This window comes from Streptomyces sp. NPDC046915 (assembly GCF_040644935.1).
In the GTDB taxonomy this organism is placed as follows: Bacteria; Actinomycetota; Actinomycetes; order Streptomycetales; family Streptomycetaceae; genus Streptomyces.
The window spans coordinates 284,623-301,474 of the sequence record NZ_JBEYXB010000008.1 but is presented as its reverse complement, the minus strand read 5'-3'; the positions used below and the strand labels follow the sequence as shown (position 1 = coordinate 301,474).

The 16,852-nt window shown below is 70.0% G+C and carries 16 protein-coding genes, 1 tRNA gene and 2 pseudogenes; 12 read left to right on the top strand and 7 right to left on the bottom strand.

The features are described from left to right. Nucleotides 1–111: 111 nt before the first annotated feature. Nucleotides 112–183: pseudogene (locus tag ABZ915_RS22630) on the top strand (DNA-binding response regulator); the annotation flags it as partial. Between the two features lie 114 nt (nucleotides 184–297). Then, nucleotides 298–369 (top strand): annotated as a pseudogene (locus ABZ915_RS22625) (DNA-binding response regulator); the annotation flags it as partial. Between the two features lie 94 nt (nucleotides 370–463). Here the strand turns inward: ABZ915_RS22625 and ABZ915_RS22620 are convergent. Next, the gene (locus tag ABZ915_RS22620; protein WP_361805847.1) at nucleotides 464–1,153 is read right to left on the bottom strand and encodes a DUF461 domain-containing protein; all 690 of its coding nucleotides are present in this window, start codon (nucleotides 1,151–1,153) and stop codon (nucleotides 464–466) included. Between the two features lie 626 nt (nucleotides 1,154–1,779). Here ABZ915_RS22620 and ABZ915_RS22615 point away from each other — a divergent pair. The 7 genes from ABZ915_RS22615 (at nucleotide 1,780) to ABZ915_RS22585 (ending at nucleotide 8,733) form a co-directional block, all read left to right on the top strand. Continuing rightward, the gene (locus tag ABZ915_RS22615; protein ID WP_003953493.1) at nucleotides 1,780–2,262 is read left to right on the top strand and encodes a CarD family transcriptional regulator; all 483 of its coding nucleotides are present in this window, start codon (nucleotides 1,780–1,782) and stop codon (nucleotides 2,260–2,262) included. Nucleotides 2,263–2,649: 387 nt separating this feature from the next. After that, nucleotides 2,650–3,402, top strand: coding sequence for a 2-C-methyl-D-erythritol 4-phosphate cytidylyltransferase (gene ispD / locus ABZ915_RS22610; protein WP_361805844.1), 753 nt, complete (start codon nucleotides 2,650–2,652; stop codon nucleotides 3,400–3,402). Further along, on the top strand, nucleotides 3,392–3,919 hold the full coding sequence (gene ispF, locus ABZ915_RS22605; protein ID WP_361805841.1) for a 2-C-methyl-D-erythritol 2,4-cyclodiphosphate synthase: 528 nt from the start codon (nucleotides 3,392–3,394) through the stop codon (nucleotides 3,917–3,919). The genes ispD and ispF overlap by 11 nt, the downstream gene beginning before the upstream one ends. A gap of 55 nt (nucleotides 3,920–3,974) precedes the next feature. Then, nucleotides 3,975–4,379: a PPOX class F420-dependent oxidoreductase gene (locus tag ABZ915_RS22600; RefSeq protein WP_361805838.1), complete on the top strand. Its 405-nt coding sequence runs from the start codon at nucleotides 3,975–3,977 to the stop codon at nucleotides 4,377–4,379. A 92-nt stretch (nucleotides 4,380–4,471) separates the two neighbouring features. Further along, the gene (gene cysS / locus ABZ915_RS22595; protein WP_361805835.1) at nucleotides 4,472–5,875 is read left to right on the top strand and encodes a cysteine--tRNA ligase; all 1,404 of its coding nucleotides are present in this window, start codon (nucleotides 4,472–4,474) and stop codon (nucleotides 5,873–5,875) included. A gap of 134 nt (nucleotides 5,876–6,009) precedes the next feature. After that, nucleotides 6,010–6,951, top strand: a complete 942-nt coding sequence (rlmB, locus tag ABZ915_RS22590; protein ID WP_361805832.1) for a 23S rRNA (guanosine(2251)-2'-O)-methyltransferase RlmB — start codon at nucleotides 6,010–6,012, stop codon at nucleotides 6,949–6,951. A 117-nt stretch (nucleotides 6,952–7,068) separates the two neighbouring features. Beyond that, the gene (locus ABZ915_RS22585; RefSeq protein ID WP_361805829.1) at nucleotides 7,069–8,733 is read left to right on the top strand and encodes a DoxX family membrane protein; all 1,665 of its coding nucleotides are present in this window, start codon (nucleotides 7,069–7,071) and stop codon (nucleotides 8,731–8,733) included. Between the two features lie 86 nt (nucleotides 8,734–8,819). Here ABZ915_RS22585 and ABZ915_RS22580 read toward each other — a convergent pair whose 3' ends face one another. The 3 genes from ABZ915_RS22580 to ugpC all read right to left on the bottom strand — a co-directional run bounded on the left by ABZ915_RS22580 (nucleotide 8,820) and on the right by ugpC (nucleotide 11,478). Beyond that, a complete protein-coding gene (locus ABZ915_RS22580; RefSeq protein ID WP_361805826.1) occupies nucleotides 8,820–9,551 on the bottom strand; it encodes a nucleotidyltransferase family protein in 732 nt (243 codons plus the stop codon). A gap of 104 nt (nucleotides 9,552–9,655) precedes the next feature. Continuing rightward, the gene (locus tag ABZ915_RS22575) at nucleotides 9,656–10,120 is read right to left on the bottom strand and encodes a hypothetical protein (protein ID WP_361805824.1); all 465 of its coding nucleotides are present in this window, start codon (nucleotides 10,118–10,120) and stop codon (nucleotides 9,656–9,658) included. A gap of 221 nt (nucleotides 10,121–10,341) precedes the next feature. Continuing rightward, nucleotides 10,342–11,478: a sn-glycerol-3-phosphate ABC transporter ATP-binding protein UgpC gene (gene ugpC, locus ABZ915_RS22570; RefSeq protein ID WP_361805821.1), complete on the bottom strand. Its 1,137-nt coding sequence runs from the start codon at nucleotides 11,476–11,478 to the stop codon at nucleotides 10,342–10,344. Nucleotides 11,479–11,697: 219 nt separating this feature from the next. Between ugpC and ABZ915_RS22565 the strand changes: the two genes are divergently transcribed. Then, nucleotides 11,698–11,771 (top strand) — tRNA-Thr (locus tag ABZ915_RS22565). 70 nt (nucleotides 11,772–11,841) lie between these two features. Here ABZ915_RS22565 and ABZ915_RS22560 read toward each other — a convergent pair. Both ABZ915_RS22560 and ABZ915_RS22555 read right to left on the bottom strand, forming a co-directional pair. Beyond that, complete coding sequence (locus ABZ915_RS22560) at nucleotides 11,842–13,248, bottom strand: FAD-binding oxidoreductase (RefSeq protein WP_361805818.1); 1,407 nt, start codon at nucleotides 13,246–13,248, stop codon at nucleotides 11,842–11,844. 9 nt (nucleotides 13,249–13,257) lie between these two features. Continuing rightward, nucleotides 13,258–13,911, bottom strand: a complete 654-nt coding sequence (locus ABZ915_RS22555) for a rhomboid-like protein (protein ID WP_361805815.1) — start codon at nucleotides 13,909–13,911, stop codon at nucleotides 13,258–13,260. Here ABZ915_RS22555 and ABZ915_RS22550 point away from each other — a divergent pair. Both ABZ915_RS22550 and ABZ915_RS22545 read left to right on the top strand, forming a co-directional pair. Then, entirely contained in the window at nucleotides 13,910–14,836 is a 927-nt protein-coding gene (locus ABZ915_RS22550; RefSeq protein ID WP_361805812.1) for an aminoglycoside phosphotransferase family protein, read from the top strand. The two genes, ABZ915_RS22555 and ABZ915_RS22550, sit on opposite strands and share 2 nt — an antisense overlap. 9 nt (nucleotides 14,837–14,845) lie before the next feature. Further along, complete coding sequence (locus ABZ915_RS22545) at nucleotides 14,846–15,334, top strand: GNAT family N-acetyltransferase (protein WP_361805809.1); 489 nt, start codon at nucleotides 14,846–14,848, stop codon at nucleotides 15,332–15,334. On the opposite strand, the gene ABZ915_RS22540 is transcribed toward ABZ915_RS22545, so the two are convergent. Continuing rightward, nucleotides 15,323–16,819: an MFS transporter gene (locus ABZ915_RS22540; protein WP_361805806.1), complete on the bottom strand. Its 1,497-nt coding sequence runs from the start codon at nucleotides 16,817–16,819 to the stop codon at nucleotides 15,323–15,325. The two genes, ABZ915_RS22545 and ABZ915_RS22540, sit on opposite strands and share 12 nt — an antisense overlap. Between the last annotated feature and the right edge of the window lie 33 nt (nucleotides 16,820–16,852).

The window sequence follows — 16,852 nt, the reverse complement described above, 5'->3', positions numbered from 1 at the left end:
GACCGGTCGGCGTCCGTTCGGTGGATGGGCGTCGGCCCTGTCCGCCGGACGGCGTCCGGCGCAGCGGCCCGAAGCCCGCGGAGCGGTGCGAGGGGTGCGTGGGGGATGGTGCTCGAGCCGGACCCGGGTGCGCCGCGCTATCTGGTGACGGTGCGCGGACTCGGCTACAAGTTCGAGCCCTGATCGGACCGGTCGGCGTCCGTTCGGTGGATGGGCGTCGGCCCTGTCCGCCGGACGGCGTCCGGCGCAGCGGCCCGAAGCCCGCGGAGCGGTGCGAGGGGTGCGTGGGGGATGGTGCTCGAGCCGGACCCGGGTGCGCTGCGCTATCTGGTGACGGTGCGCGGACTCGGCTACAAGTTCGAGCCCTGATCGGACCGGTCGGCGTGTGAAGAGCCGTCCCGCGACATGCGAGATGACTGAAGGGCGGCACCCCGGGAGGGGTGCCGCCCTTCGGGCGTGTCGCTCAGTGGGCCGTGGCCGATGCCGACGCGGAGTCGCTCGGGGTGGCGCCGCCGGTCGCGGTGTCGGTCGGGGAGGGGGAGGTCTTGCCCTTCGACGACTTCGCGGGCTTCGACGGCTTGGAGTTGTCGCTCGCCGTCGCACCGGCGGCGGGCGAGCCGGAGGCCGCCGCCGTCGGGATCTCGCTCGGGCCCCACGAGCTGAAGTAGCTCCTGGCCGGGAAGACGAAGGCGCGCAGGCTCACGTCACCGGTCTTGCTGAAGGTGAAGGTGATCTTCTGGGCGTTGCCGTCCTGGAGCGCCTCGCTGGTGTTGTCCAGCACGGCGGAGGCGTTGCCCTTGCCGCCGAGGATCAGCGAGCCGCCGGCCGGGACGGTCAGGTCCTTGCCCTTGGCGGGGCTGAGTTTGGCGGTCTTGCCGGTGCCGGGGACGGTGATCGAGTCGAGGGTCTGGGAGTGCAGGGTGTCGCCGTTGAAGATGGTGGCGGAGACCACGGCGGGGCCCGTCGACTGCATGTCGGGCTGGGTGATGACCGTGACGTTCTGGATCTTGATGGAGCCCACGGAGGTGGCCGCGTTGTCCGGCTTGATCTCCAGGGTCTGGGGGTCGTTGCCGGCGCCACAGGCGGCGAGCGAGGCGATCGAGAAGACGATGGCGGAGGCGGCGAGGGCGCCGCGTCGAATGCTGCTGCTCACGGCGGCGGCAACTCCTTGAACGCAGGGGCGACCTCCTTATAAAGCCGCCCTAAGTGTCTGTCAGCGGCCTCAGGTTACCGAGCCGTTCCCGACCGGCCGCACCCGACCCTCCCCCAACGCCCGTGCTTCCCTCCAGCAGGGGGTACCCCGCGCCCCTCGAGTGACTCCCGATCCGCATTGGCCGGGTCCTCGTCCGGCATTCACATAACGCGGGTAGCAAATCTTCGGTGAAGGAATGCACGGCCACCCGGAAATTGATCACGCATTGATCACGTACTGATGAGTACGCCGATCGGCCGACTGATCGCAACCCCTTCGTGATCAATTCCGGATTCGTCTCGTATCCGGCTCCGGACACCGAACGGAGTAGCGTAAGTCGCACACTTGGAACCGGACAAATGGGGATGTTCAACCCCTTGGGGAGGCCTCCGGATGTGTGTAACGTACGCGTTTCGCCTCGCCCGGACAGCCGCTCCGACCTGCGAATACCTGCTTCCGCACACCTCCCGAAGCACGTTCCTGTCGCTGTTGTCAAGCCCTGAGATATGCCCTGACCTGCGAAAACGCCATTCAGAAGACGCCGTATCCGTGTTACCCTGGATAGCCACGGAAGGGGTACCTGTCACATGACGTTCAAGGTTGGCGACACCGTGGTCTATCCCCATCACGGGGCCGCGCTGATCGAGGCCATCGAAACTCGTCAGATCAAAGGCGTGGACAAGACCTACTTGGTGCTGAAGGTCGCCCAGGGTGACCTGACAGTGCGTGTGCCAGCGGACAATGCGGAGTTCGTCGGCGTGCGTGATGTGGTCGGTCAGGACGGGCTGGACCGGGTCTTCGAGGTGCTGCGCGCACCGTATGCCGAGGAGCCCACGAACTGGTCTCGTCGTTACAAGGCAAATCTGGAGAAGCTCGCCTCCGGCGATGTCATCAAGGTCGCGGAGGTAGTGCGTGACCTGTGGCGTCGCGAGCGCGAGCGTGGACTCTCCGCCGGTGAGAAGCGCATGCTCGCCAAGGCCCGCCAGATTCTGGTGAGCGAGCTCGCCCTCGCGGAGAACACCAACGAGGACAAGGCCGAGGCGCTGCTCGACGAAGTCCTCGCGTCCTGACGGTCCGGCCTCCGACAGGCCCTCCCCGTTCGGCACGTTCATCGCAGTGAAATGCCGCGGTGCCCGATGACACACCACCTGTCGCCGGGCGCTGCGGCATGTTCATGTGCATGCGAACGCAGCCGTCGTACCGCCGCCGTACACGACTCGTACAACCCGTACGACTCGCCCTACGCGGCTACGCGACTCGTGCAGGACCGCACGGACTCGTACACGACTGCTGCGATCACTGATGCCGTTGTCACCGGGGAAGCCCCGATACTCATCGTGCCGCGCCCGGGCAGCCGACTCGACCGGTGTCACGGAAGGGTCCGGTCAAGACGCGCGCCCAGTGGCACGCTGAGGCCATACCCACGCAGGCCGCGCACACAAACCTGACAGGAACCGATGTCTGACGATTCGCGCCCTTCGCCCGCGCCGGCGCCCGTCGCCGCCGTCATTCCGGCCGCCGGCCGGGGCGTACGACTTGGTCCGGGCGCCCCCAAGGCGCTCCGCGCGCTGGGCGGCACACCCATGCTCATCCACGCGGTCCGCGCGATGGCCGCCTCCCGCGCCGTCACCCTGGTGATCGTCGTGGCGCCGCCCGACGGCACCGCCGAGGTCAAGTCCCTCCTCGACGCGCACGCGCTGCCCGAGCGGACGGACTTCCTGGTCGTCCCCGGCGGTGAGACCCGCCAGGAATCGGTCAGGCTCGGCCTGGAGGCGCTCCCGCCCGAGCACGGCGTCGTGCTGGTGCACGACGCCGCCCGCCCCCTCGTCCCGGTGGACACCGTCGACGCCGTCATCGAGGCGGTACGCGACGGCGCGCCGGCCGTCGTCCCCGCGCTGCCCCTCGCCGACACCGTCAAGGAGGTCGAACCGGCCGCCGTCCCCGGTGAGCCGGAGCCGGTCGTCGCCACGCCCGAGCGGGCCCGGCTGCGCGCCGTGCAGACCCCCCAGGGATTCGACCGCGACACCCTCGTACGCGCCCACGAGAGCGTCACCGACGACGTCACCGACGACGCGAGCATGGTGGAACAGCTCGGCCTGCGGGTCGTGACCGTCCCCGGCCACGAGGAGGCCTTCAAGGTCACCCGCCCGCTCGACCTCGTCCTCGCCGAGGCGGTCCTCGCCCGCAGGAGGCTCAACGATGGCTTCTGAGACGCCTGCTTCCGAGACGCCGGCTTCCGAGACGCCGCCGGTGCTGCCCCAGGTCGGCATCGGCACCGACATCCACGCCTTCGAGGACGGCCGCGAACTGTGGTGCGCCGGACTGAGGTGGGAGGGCGAAGGACCCGGCCTCGCCGGACACTCCGACGCCGACGTCGTCGCGCACGCCGCCTGCAACGCCCTCTTCTCGGCCGCCGGCCTCGGTGACCTCGGGCAGCACTTCGGCACCGGCCGCCCCGAGTGGTCCGGCGCCTCCGGCACCACCCTGCTGGCCGAGGCCGCCCGTATCGTCCGCGAGGCCGGCTTCCGGATCGGCAACATCGCCGTACAGGTGGTCGGACCCCGCCCGAAGATCGGCAAGCGTCGCGACGAGGCCCAGAAGATCCTCTCCGAGGCAGCCGGAGCCCCCGTCTCCGTCTCCGGGGCCACCACCGACGGGCTCGGTTTCCCCGGTCGCGACGAGGGTCTGATGGCCGTGGCGACGGCGCTCGTGGTGCGGGTGAGCTGAGAGCGTGTGAGGGTACCCGCGAAGCGACCAGTGACCCAGGTCCCGGAGGTACCCCATGCCCACCGCTCTGTCCGACCGCCTCAAAGCCCTGCTCGACGGCCCGGTCTTCGTCGTCCTCGGCACCGTCCAGCCCGACGGCAGCCCCCAGCTCTCCCCTGTATGGGCCAAGCGGGACGGCGACGACATCCTGATCTCCACCACCGTCGACCGCCGCAAGGCGAAGAACCTCGGCCGCGACCCCCGGGCCGACGTCGTCGTCCAGGACCCCGAGTCCCCGTACGAGTACGCCGAGATCCGCGGCACCGCCGAGACGACCACCCAGGGTGGCCAGGCACTCATCGACGAGCTGAGCCTGAAGTACACCGGAAAGCCGTACGCGGAGTTCAACCCGGCGTCGGCGCAGGACGCGGAACGGCTGGTCGTACGGATCCGCCCGCGGAAGGTCGTGGGGAGTCTGTGAGCCGGCCGAGCCGGCGCCCGCTGTGTCACGAATACATGGCCCTTCGGTAGAAGGGTCGCAAGGCACTGCCCCGCGCCCACTACCCTGGACGCGTGACGATTCGCCTGTACGACACCAGCGCCCGGCAGATCCGTGACTTCACCCCGCTCAAGCCGGGCTGCGTCTCGATCTACCTGTGCGGCGCCACCGTGCAGGCCCCGCCGCACATCGGGCACATCCGGTCCGGCCTGAACTTCGACATCATGCGCCGCTGGTTCGAGTACCGCGGCTACGAGGTCACGTTCATCCGCAACGTCACCGACATCGACGACAAGATCATCACCAAGGCCCACGAGCAGAACCGGCCCTGGTGGGCGATCGGGTACGAGAACGAGCGCGCCTTCAACGACGGTTACACCGCCCTCGGCTGCCTCCCGCCGACGTACGAACCGCGCGCCACCGGCCATGTCACCGAGATGGTCGAGATGATGCGGACGCTCATCGAGCGCGGACACGCCTACGAGGCCGACGGCAACGTCTACTTCGACGTGCGCTCCTTCCCCGGCTACCTGGAGCTGTCCCGGCAGGAGCTGGACAACCTGCTCCAGCCCTCGGGCGAGGGCGAGACCGGCAAGCGCGACCCCCGCGACTTCGCCATGTGGAAGACCGCCAAGCCCGGCGAGCCCACCTGGCCGACGCCGTGGGGCCCCGGCCGCCCCGGCTGGCACCTGGAATGCTCGGCCATGGCCCACAAGTACCTGGGCAGCGCCTTCGACATCCACGGCGGCGGCCTCGACCTGATCTTCCCGCACCACGAGAACGAGATCGCCCAGGCCAAGGCCATCGGCGACGACTTCGCCAAGTACTGGGTGCACAACGCCTGGGTGACCATGGCCGGCGACAAGATGTCGAAGTCGCTCGGCAACTCGGTGCTGGTCTCCGAGATGGTCAAGCAGTGGCGCCCCATCGTCCTGCGCTACTACCTCGGCACCCCGCACTACCGGTCGATGATCGAGTACAGCAAGGAGGCCCTGCGCGATGCCGAGTCCGCGTTCGCGCGGATCGAGGGCTTCGTACAGCGCGTGGTGGAGAAGGCCGGGGGAGTCGTCGAGCCCTCCGCCGAGGTACCGCCCGCCTTCGCCGAGGCCATGGACGACGACCTCGGTGTCCCCCAGGCCCTCGCCGTCGTGCACACCACCGTCCGGCAGGGCAACTCCGCCCTCGCCGCCGACGACAAGGATGCCGCCGTCGCCCGGCTCGCCGAAGTACGCGCCATGCTCGGCGTCCTCGGCCTCGACCCGCTCGACGAGCACTGGGCCGGTGACGACGGCGACCGCGGCGAAGACCTCCACGGAGTCGTCGACAGCCTCGTCCGCATGGTCCTCGACCAGCGCGAGGCCGCCCGTTCCCGCAAGGACTGGGCCACCGCGGACGCCATCCGCGACCAGCTCAACCAGTCCGGCCTCACCATCGAGGACAGCCCCCAGGGCCCCCGCTGGAGCCTCGGCCCGCGTTGATCCCGACGATCGAATTTCCGATCGAGCTGCCGATCGATTTCCGGATCGGTTTCTTGATCGATTGTGCCGCCCGGCTCCCCGGGCGGCACACTGCCTATACGTACATACGCACGCTTCACACAGACAGGTAGGTCATGGCCGCTAACAACCGCCGCATGTCCGGCAAGAAGGGCGCGCAGGTCGGCAGTGGCGGCCAGCGGCGCAAGGGCCTCGAAGGCAAGGGCCCGACGCCGCCCGCCGAGATGCGCAAGGGCCACAAGAAGAACCGCGTCGCCAACGCCAAGGCGAAGCAGGCCGTCCGCCGCCCCACCGCCCGCGGTCGCGGCGGCAAGTCCACCTCCGAACTGGTCGTGGGCCGCAACCCCGTCGTCGAGGCCCTGCGCGAGGGCGTACCCGCCTCCACCCTCTACGTCCAGCAGTTCATCGACAACGACGAGCGGGTGCGCGAGGCACTGCAACTCGTGGCCGAGCGCGGCGGCATCAACCTCATGGAGGCCCCCCGCCCCGAGCTCGACCGGATGACGAACGGGCTCAACCACCAGGGCCTCGTCCTCCAGGTCCCGCCCTACGAGTACGCCCACCCGGAGGACCTCGCCGCCGCCGCCTACGACGAGGGCGAGGACCCCCTCATCGTCGCCCTCGACGGGGTCACCGACCCGCGCAACCTCGGCGCCGTCGTCCGCTCCGTCTCCGCCTTCGGCGGCCACGGCGTCGTCGTACCCGAACGGCGCGCCGCCGGCATGACCGCCGGCGCCTGGAAGACCTCCGCCGGCACCGCGGCCCGTACGCCCGTGGCCCGCGCCACCAACCTCACCCGCGCCCTGGAGGCCTACAAGAAGGCCGGCATCGTGGTCGTCGGCCTCGCCGCCGACGGCGACGTCGAACTCGGTGAGCTCGAAGCCCTCGGCGGACCGGTCGCCATCGTCGTCGGCAGCGAGGGCAAGGGCCTGTCCCGGCTGGTCGGCGAAACCTGCGACTTCCGCGTCCGCATCCCGATGCCGGGCGGCGCCGAATCGCTCAACGCGGGCGTCGCGGCGGGCATCGTGCTGTACGAGGCGGCACGCCGACGCGGCTGAACAGACGTACCCGGGGTCACTCGTGCGGGTCAAACCCGGCGACACGCACGAGATTGACGGGGTCCGGACACATCCGGGCGGTCAAAGCAGTGTCCTAACACCACGTCACTCGGTTAGATGAGTGTGGACACCAGAACACCCCGCACACCCACGGGGGACCGCTCGTCGGGATACGACGACGCTCCCGCGCTGAGCATGGTGAAGGTGCCGAGCGATCCGGCGCAGGTCATCGTCAATCACGCGAGCTTCCGCGTGCAGCTGGGCGCCTCGACCCGGCGAACCCAATCCCAACGGATCGCCCGGTACCCGAGCGCCACCGCGGACAGCGCCCGCATCCCCGCCGCGGGTGCCGCCCGCCGCCGCCCCGTCGTCTGGAGCGGCCGCTCCGCCCCCGACGACACCGGCGCCCACCGGCTGCTCCAGGCCGTGCGGGGCGGCAGCGTCCGCCACGCCGACGAAGCCGTCGCCGACGCCGGAGCCACCCAGGTCATCCCCCGGGTCGGCGACCACGACGGCTATCCCGCCGGCTACCCCGCCGGATACGACGACGTGTACGACGGGCTCGAGCAGACCGTCGAAACCCCCGTCGTCGGCCACCAGCGCGCCCCCGCCGCAGGAGAGACCCGCCTCCTGCCCCCCATGCGCACCGCCGGCAGCGCCTACGACCCGCCCGCCCACCCCTACGACCTCTACACGGACCGGGACGACGCCGCGTACGACGCCGAATACGACGGCGATTACGACGACGACCCGGCCGACCCCCACGCCAAACGCCACAGCGACGACCCGGCCCGGCACGCCTACTACCCCGGCCGCCGCATGAACCTCGGCGTCGTCCTGCTCCCCCTGCGCCTCTTCCTCGGCTTCATCTCCATCTACGCCGGCATGGGCAAGCTCTGCGACCCGCTCTACTTCGACGGCGGCAAACGCGGCTCCATGGTCAAGTGGCTCAACACCCTCCACCCCTGGGAAGCCGCCGAACCCCTACGCCAGTTCGCCCTCCAGCACCCTGTCGGCGCCGGCCTCGTCATCGCCTTCCTCCAGGTCGTCGTCGGTGTCCTGACCATCCTCGGCTGCTGGCAGCGCGTGGCCGCCGTCCTCGGCGCGATGCTCTCCGCCGCCCTGATCGTCACCGTCACCTGGAAGACCGTCCCCGCCTACGACGCCCCCGACATCATCTACCTCGCCGCCTGGTCACCCCTGATCATCGCCGGCGCCCCCGTCTACTCCGTCGACGGCCGCCTCGCCGGCAACGCCTGGCGCACCCTCGGACCCCGCTCCGACATCTGGGAACTGCGCCGCTACGTCCTGCGCCGCGGCGCCCTCGTCACCGCCCTCACCGTCGGCGTCACCCTCCTCGTCGGCTCACTCCTCGGCGGCGCCGTACGCGACGCCGACCGCGTGGTCGTCCCCGGCCCCGGCGAGGCCCCCCGCAACAACCTCCCCGGCTCCCCGCTCCCCGAACAGCCCGGCAGGACCCACCGGAAGGCCCCGGCCTCCACCCCGTCCACCGGCGGCACCGACGCCAGCCCCTCCGGCGCCGCCACCACCCCCGGCGCCACCCGCTCCACCGGCACCGCCACCGGCGGCACCCCCAGCCAGACCCAGGGCACCGCGGGCCAGGCACCACCGCAGCGCACCTCCCCGGCCCAGCAGGCCCCCAGCACCACCTCGGGACCGACCTCCGGCGGCACCGCGACCGGCGGCGGCTCCACGGGCGGCACCGGCAGCGGCGGCTCCTCCTCGGGCCAGCCGGGCCTGGTGGGCGGCCTCCTCGGCTAGCGGCACGCCGCGTACGAGTGACAGGGCCCCGCACCCTCCCGGGTGCGGGGCCCTGTCACGCACTCACGCACGTACTCGGTCCGGGGTCAGCGCCCCAGCGCGGCCAGCTCCTTCGCCGCCTCCGTCAGGTCCTTCGCCGTGTCGATGGCACGCCAATAGGCACCCTGCGGAATCGGGAAACCCGCCAGCCGGCGCTCACGCGCCAGATGCGGGAACGTGGTGCGCTCATGGTCACCGCGCGCGGGAAGCAGACCGGCGAACTCCGGCGAGAACACATAGACACCCGCGTTGATCTCGAAGGTCGACGGCGGAGCCTCGATGAAGTCCGTGATGTGTCCAAAGCCGTCCGTCTTCACCGCACCCCACGGAATGCGCGGCCGGGCCAGCGCGAGGGTCGCGACCGCGTCGCGCTCGGTGTGGAAGTCCGCCATGTCGCGGAGCGAGAAACGGGTCCAGATGTCGCCGTTGGTGGCGTACCAGGGACGGTCCGGGTGCGGGAGACGGGCGGCCGCGTACTTCAGGCCGCCACCGCGGCCGAGGGGCTCCGACTCCACCACGGTCGTGACGTTGACGGGCAGATCGGCCGTCTCCAGCCACTTCTCCAGAACCTCGGCGAGGTGGCCACAGGAGACCACCACGTCCGTCACGCCCTCCTCGGCGAGCCAGGACAGCTGATGGCCGATGATCGGAGTACCCGTGCCGGGAATCTCGACCATCGGCTTGGGCCGGTCGTCGGTGTACGGACGCAGCCGGGAACCCTGGCCACCGGCCAGGACAACGGCTTGAGTGGGGCGCGACGCGGCGTTCGGATCGGTCATGCCCGAACTGTACGCGGCGCCCCACTCGCGGCTTACGGACGCAACCGGCTCCTCAATCAGCCGTTACCTGCCGCTCACCTTTCAGGCGGCGTCTTCGGGAAGGGTCAGCCGCGGGACGCGGCCAGCACACCGGAGGCGAAGGACGTATCGCACACCGGACGGGCGTACGACTGCGCGCGCGAGGCGCCGTAGACACGCACCGCGGCCCGGCCCAGGGCGCGGGCGATCGAGGTGCAGTGCTTCGCCAGCGACGGATGCCCGTTGACGGCCTGCTGGAGATGGGTCAGGACGACGCCCGGGTTCCTCTCCTGCAACTCGTCCATCAACTGGTCGCGCAGCACGTCCTGCGGAGCGCGCGTGACATTCCGGGAGGCCCGGCCGGTCCCGGAGACGTCCGAGGCGGTCAGCACCGAGTTCGAGGGGTTCCCCGACCAGTTGACCCGGGTGACCGCGAGGGTCCCGGAGAGCACCAGGACGACGGGCAGGACGAGGGCGAGGGTGCGGCCGATCCGGCGGGCAGGGCCGCCCCGGTGGCCGCGTCGCATCTGTTGGTTGGTGGAGTGCTTCACGCGTGTGAGGGTAGCGCGCCGTAATGTTTTGGAGACATTCAGTCACCGGTACGGGGGACGGTAAAACCCCCTTTTCCGGGTAGTGCGTTGACGCACACTGCTCGAAATGACCCTCTTGCCGGGGTATTTGTCGACAACTGTCGACAGCGAAAAGGGCCCCGCAGCAGGCTGCGGGGCCCTCATGCTCAACCCGGGCGAAGTTCACCCGGGACGGGGACTGCTCAGTCGGAGAGACGCTCACCCGTCGAGGTCGAGAACACGTGGATCTCGCCCGGCCGCGGCACGACGTGCAGCGTGGCGCCCTTCTCCGGGACCGAGCGGCCGCTGACGCGGACGACCAGGTCCTTGAGGTCGTCGCCGACCTTGGCGGAGCCGTAGACGTAACCGTCGGCGCCCAGCTCCTCCACGACGTTCACGGAGACCGCGAGACCGGCCGGGGCGTCGTCGCTGTCCTTCGACAGGGCGGAGGCCGCACCACCGTTGTGCTCGACCACGTCGAAGTGCTCGGGACGGACACCGACCGTCACCGTACGGTCCCCCTTGTCGGAGGCGGCCTTCAGCGCGTCCCGGTTGACGGGGACGACGCTGTTGCCGAACTTCACGCCGCCGTCGGTGATCGGCACCTCGACCAGGTTCATCGCCGGGGAGCCGATGAAGCCGGCGACGAAGAGGTTGGCGGGCCGGTCGTACATGTTGCGCGGCGAGTCGACCTGCTGGAGCAGACCGTCCTTGAGCACGGCCACCCGGTCGCCCATCGTCATGGCCTCGACCTGGTCGTGGGTGACGTAGACGGTGGTGATGCCGAGCCGGCGCTGAAGCGAGGCGATCTGCGTACGCGTCGACACACGGAGCTTGGCGTCCAGGTTGGACAGCGGCTCGTCCATGAGGAACACCTGCGGCTCACGCACGATCGCGCGGCCCATCGCGACACGCTGCCGCTGACCACCGGAGAGGGCCTTCGGCTTGCGGTCCAGGTAGTCCGTGAGGTCGAGGATCTTCGCGGCCTCCTCGACCTTCTGCCGGATCTCCGCCTTGTTGACGCCCGCGATCTTGAGCGCGAAGCCCATGTTGTCGGCGACCGTCATGTGCGGGTAGAGCGCGTAGTTCTGGAACACCATGGCGATGTCCCGGTCCTTCGGCGGCAGGTGCGTGACGTCGCGGTCACCGATGCGGATGGCGCCGCCGTTGACGTCCTCCAGCCCCGCGAGCATCCGGAGCGAGGTGGACTTCCCGCAACCCGACGGGCCGACCAGAACGAGGAACTCACCGTCCTCGATGTGGATGTCGAGCTGGTCGACGGCGGGCTTCTCGGTGCCCGGGTAGATCCGGGTCGCCTTGTCGAACGAGACAGTGGCCATGGTGAATGGGCCCCCTTCTACCGGCAGGAACGTGCCGGACGATCCGTTGTAGGAAGGTGGTTGCTGGTGTAGTCCACCAGGGTGAACTGGGTCAGGACGGTACCTGGCGTTCACCTGGTCTGTCAGTACTTCGGGGCCCGTGAACTTCGCGGAAATTTTCGACCGGGCGCCGTCGGGACCTGGGTACACTGCACGGGCACGCTCTTGGCGCGCGTGCAGGCCTCCTTAGCTCAGTTGGCCAGAGCAACGCACTTGTAATGCGTAGGTCGTCGGTTCGAATCCGACAGGGGGCTCAAGAAAGCCCAGGTCGGAGCACATCCGACCTGGGCTTCATCATTCATGGGGTTCGCTTTCGCGAATGCCTCAGTGTCGCCCCGCCACCCGATCAGCCACCCGCGCCAGCCGCGACGACTCGGCCCCCGGTCGCAGCTGTTCCCGGCGGTCCGCGGCGCGGTAGGTCGCGTACATGCCCTGGACGCCGAGCCACCGGAACGGCTCCGGTTCCCATTTGCGGACCTTGTGGTTGACCCAGGGCAGGTCCGTCAGTTCTGTCGGGCCGCTCTGGCCCGAGTCCTGTTGGACGAGGTCCCGGAGGGTGCGGGCGGCGAGGTTGGTGGTGGCGACGCCTGAGCCGACGTAGCCGCCCGCCCAGCCGATCCCGGTCGCGCGGTCGAGGGTGACGGTCGCGCACCAGTCGCGTGGTACGCCGAGGACGCCGGACCAGGCGTGCTCGATGTGCACCCCGGCCAGTGCCGGGAAGAAGCGGACCAGGATGTCGCGCAGGGCTTCGATGGTGGTGTCCTGGGTGCGGCCGTCGTTGTCGGTGCGGGAGCCGAAGCGGTAGGGAACTCCGCGTCCGCCGAGGGCGATCCGGTCGTCGGCGGTGCGCTGGGCGTACATGTAGGCGTGTGCCATGTCGCCCAGGGTTTCGCGGCCGTCCCAGCCGATGGCCGTCCACTGTTCGCCGGTGAGCGGTTCGGTGGCGATCATCGAGGAGTTCATGGGCAGCCAGGTGCGCCGCTGGCCTCTGAGGGAGGCGGTGAAGCCTTCGGTGCAGCGGAGGATGTAGGGGGCGCGGACGGTGCCGTACGGGGTGACCGCGTGCTTGGGCCGGATCTCCGTCACGGGTGTGCACTCGTGGATGGTCACGCCGAGCGTTTCCACGGCCGCCGCCAGGCCTTTCAGCAGCTTCACCGGGTGCAGTCGTGCTCCGTGGGGTGTCCAGGTGGAGCCGACGGCGTCGGCGACGCGGATGCGTTCGGCGGTCTGGCGGGCGCCGTACAGTTCGCGGTCCTTCTCGCCGTACGACAGTTCGTGCTGGTGGAAGGCCTTCAGCCGGGCGAGCTGGGCGGGTGTGGTCGCGACTTCGAGGACCCCGCCCTTGTGGATGTCGGCGTCGATGTCTTCGGTCTCGGTGACGGTGATGACTTCGTCGACGGTGTCGTTCATGGCCTTCTGGAGGCGTACGGCTGCCTCGTGGCCGTGCAGTTTCGCGTAGCGGTCGCGGCCGGCGATGCCGTTGTAGAGCCAGCCGCCGTTGCGTCCGGAGGCGCCGTATCCGCAGAACTTCTGTTCGAGGACGGTGATGCGGAGGAAGGGGGCGGCCTTCTTCAGGTAGTAGGCGGTCCACAGCCCTGTGTATCCGCCGCCGACGATCACGACGTCCGCGGTCGCGTCGCCGGCCAGCGGTTCGCGGACCGCCGGGAGGCCGTCGTCCGTGTACCAGAAGGAGACGCCGCCGTTCACGACATTGCTTGCCGAGCTGCTCATGCGCGGACGTTAACCCCTGAGGGTGGCCAGTGTCTCCTTCGGATTCCATGCTTTTCCGCGCCCTCTGACCAGCGGATAGCAGGCCAGCCCGATCAGTACGGAGACGAAATGTCCGAGGTCGGTGAACGTCGGTCCGGTGGTCAGGGGCATGGCGAAGAGGACGAGGACGGTCGCCAGGTACGCGTACCGCCAGGGTGTCGCGATCCTGTACGTGAGCACGCCCGCCACTCCGGCCAGCGCGTAACTCACGCCCACGTCGAGGGTGTTGACGGCGGAGTGCGGTGCCATTCCGTCCTGGATCGCCTTCAGCAGCGCGCCTTCGCTGATCAGTGTGGCCAGCACGTGTGCGGCCGCGCACACCACGAGCCAGCGGACGGTGCCCAGCCAGCGTTCGGCGGGGGCGTGGAAGGCGGTGAAGAGGATGAGGTACGGCAGCCAGTGTCCGTCGTCGATCCACATCGCGCTGGAGATCAGTACCCGTACCGGGTTCTGTGACAGCTCATGGATGTTCGTCGATCGTTGGAGCAGGAAGTGCTGTTCGAACTCCGGTGACATGTGGTGCAGCGCGAACGTCGTGGAGAACAGGATCAGCAGCCATACATAGGTGCCGGGAGCGCTGCGGACGTATGCCCACACCCTGCTCGGGCCCCGGTTCTTTCGCATGAGCCGATTCACGCAGACGAGTAACGTCCGAGGGGTGATCGACATTCCGGGCGGGCTGGCGGCGGCGCAGGAGAAGTGCAACGGGGCGGCCGGTCGGGCCTTCGTGGCGGGGCTGCCGGATCTGGCGGCGGCGTTCCTCGACCGTTGGGGGCTTCGTCTCGACGGGCCGTCGATGTACGGCGTCAGTGCCCTGGTCCTGCCGGTCGTGGTCCGCGCCGACGGCACTCCGGCCGTGCTGAAACTGCAGCTGACGGATGAGGAGAGCGTGGGGGAGCCGGTGGCGCTGCGGGTCTGGGACGGTGACGGCGCCGTACGGCTCCTCTCCCACGACCCGGCGACCGGCACGATGCTGCTGGAGCGTCTGGATCCGGCCCGGATGCTGTCCCGTCTTCCGGACGCGCGTGAGGCCGTGCTGGTCGTCGCCCGTCTGCTGGCCCACCTGTCCTCGTTCCCGGCGCCGGAGGGCCTGCGCGGCCTCGGCGGCATCGCGCAGGCGATGCTGGAGCGGACCCCGCCGGTGCTGGACCGCGTCCGGGACTCCGCGGCCCGCCGTCTGGTCGCCGATTGCGCGGCCGCCGTACGTGAGGTCGCCGGTGAGCCCGGCGACCGTCTTCTCCACTGGGACCTGCACTACGAGAACGTCCTCGCCGCCGGACGCGCTCCCTGGCTGGCCATCGATCCCAAGCCGCTGTCCGGCGATCCGGGTTTCGAGCTGTGGCCGGCCCTGGTCAACCGGTTCGACGCGGGCGAGGTGCGGTGGCGGTTCGACGCGCTGACGGAGGTGCTGGGGCTGGACCGGGCGCGGGCGCGGGCGTGGACGCTGGGCCGGTTGCTTCAGAACTGTCTGTGGGACGTGGAGAGCGGGCGGGAGCTTCAGGGGCGGCAGCTGGAGATCGGCCGCCGGCTGCTGGAACCGGGGGGTTAGCCTCGCCCCATGATTCGTACCGCGACCCCCGCCGATGTTCCCGTCATCCACGCCCTGGTCCGTGAGCTGGCCGAGTACGAGAAGGCCCCGCACGAGGCGAAGGCGAGCCCCGAGCAGCTGCGGGAGGCGCTGTTCGGTGCGCGGCCCGCCGCCTACGCGCACGTGGCCGTGGACGACTCGACCGGTGAGCCGGTCGGGTTCGCGTTGTGGTTCCTGAACTTCTCGACGTGGCGGGGGGTGCACGGCATCTACCTGGAGGACCTGTACGTCCGTCCGGAGGCCCGGGGCGGCGGCCACGGCAGGGCGCTGCTCACGGAGTTGGCCCGTATCTGTGTGGAGCGGGGTTACGAGCGGCTGGAGTGGTCGGTGCTGGACTGGAACCGGCCCGCGATCGGGTTCTACGAGTCGCTGGGTGCGCGTCCGCAGGACGAGTGGACCGTGTACCGGTTGACGGACGGGGCGTTGGCGGCGCTGGGCGGGGTGCCGTCAGGTCACTGACTCGGGTACGGGACTGGCCGTCCGGGCTCCGTGTCCGGGGGCCTTGGCGGTCACCATCAGGCCCGCGACGAGGCCGGCGAGGAGCATGATGCCGGCGGCCCAGCCGATGGCGACGGTGTAGCCGTGGACGATGCCGGCGGCGTTCACCGCGGCCTTCTGGGCGGGGCTGTGCAGGTGGGCGGTGATGTAGGCGGTGCTGCTGGTGGTGGCGACGGTGTTGAGCAGGGCCGTGCCTATGGAGCCGCCGACCTGCTGGGAGGTGTTGACGGTGGCGGAGGTGACGCCGGAGTCCTGGGGGGCGACGCCCGCGGTCGCGGTGGCGAAGACGGGCATGAAGGTCAGGCCCATGCCGAGGCCCATGAGGAGGAGGGCGGGGAGGATCTCGGTGGTGTAGTCGGAGTGGACGGTCATGCGGGTGAGGACGAGCATGCCGCCGGAGGCGAGGATCATGCCGGGGACCATGAGGGCGCGGGGTGCCACGCGCTGGAGGAGCCGGGCGGATATCTGGGTCGAGCCGATGATGATGGCGGCGGTCAGGGGGAGGAAACCCAGGCCTGTCTTGACCGGCGAGTAGCCGAGGATGACCTGGAGGTAGTAGGTCATGAACAGGAACAGGCCGAACATGCCGATGGTGGCGAGGGCCATGGTGAGGAAGCAGCCGGCGCGGTTGCGGTCCTTGACGATGTGCAGGGGGAGCAGGGGCATCGGGGCCCGGGACTGCCACCACACGAAGGCGATGAGCAGGAGCAGGCCGCCGGCGAACAGGGCGAGGACGAGCGGGTCGGTCCAGCCGCGGGGTTCGGCCTCGCTGAATCCGTAGACGACGGCGACGAGTCCGCCGCAGCCGAGCAGGGCGCCGGGTACGTCGAGGCGGGCGCCGGCGTGGCCGGGCCGGTCGTGCAGGAGCGCGAGGGCGCCGAGGACGGCGACGACGGCGATGGGGACGTTGACGTACAGGCACCAGCGCCAGTTGAGGTACTCGGTGAGCAGGCCGCCGACGATGAAGCCGATCGCGGAGCCACTGCCGGCGAGGGCGCCGTAGATGCCGAAGGCCTTTCCGCGTTCCTTGGGGTCGGTGAAGGTGGTGGTGAGCAGGCTGAGCGCGGAGGGGGCGAGTACGGCGGCGAAGACGCCCTGGAGGGCGCGGGCGCCGAAGAGCATGCCGGAGCTGGTGGCGGCGCCGCCGAGTGCGGAGGCGGCGGCGAAGCCGATGAGCCCGGTGACGAAGGTGCGTTTGCGGCCGACGAGGTCGGCGATCCGGCCGCCGAGCAGCAGGAGACCGCCGAAGGCCAGCGTGTAGGCGGTGATGACCCATTGGCGGTTGCCGTCGGACATGCCGAGGTCGTGCTGTGCGGAGGGAAGGGCGATGTTCACGATGGTGGCGTCGAGGACCACCATCAGCTGCGCCAGTGCGATGATCACTAGGCCCCACCAGCGGCGGGGGTCGGTGTTCTGGGTGGCTTGCTCCGTTTGGGTGGCACTCACCCGCCCAGGAGACCACTTATCGGGATCTGTCGC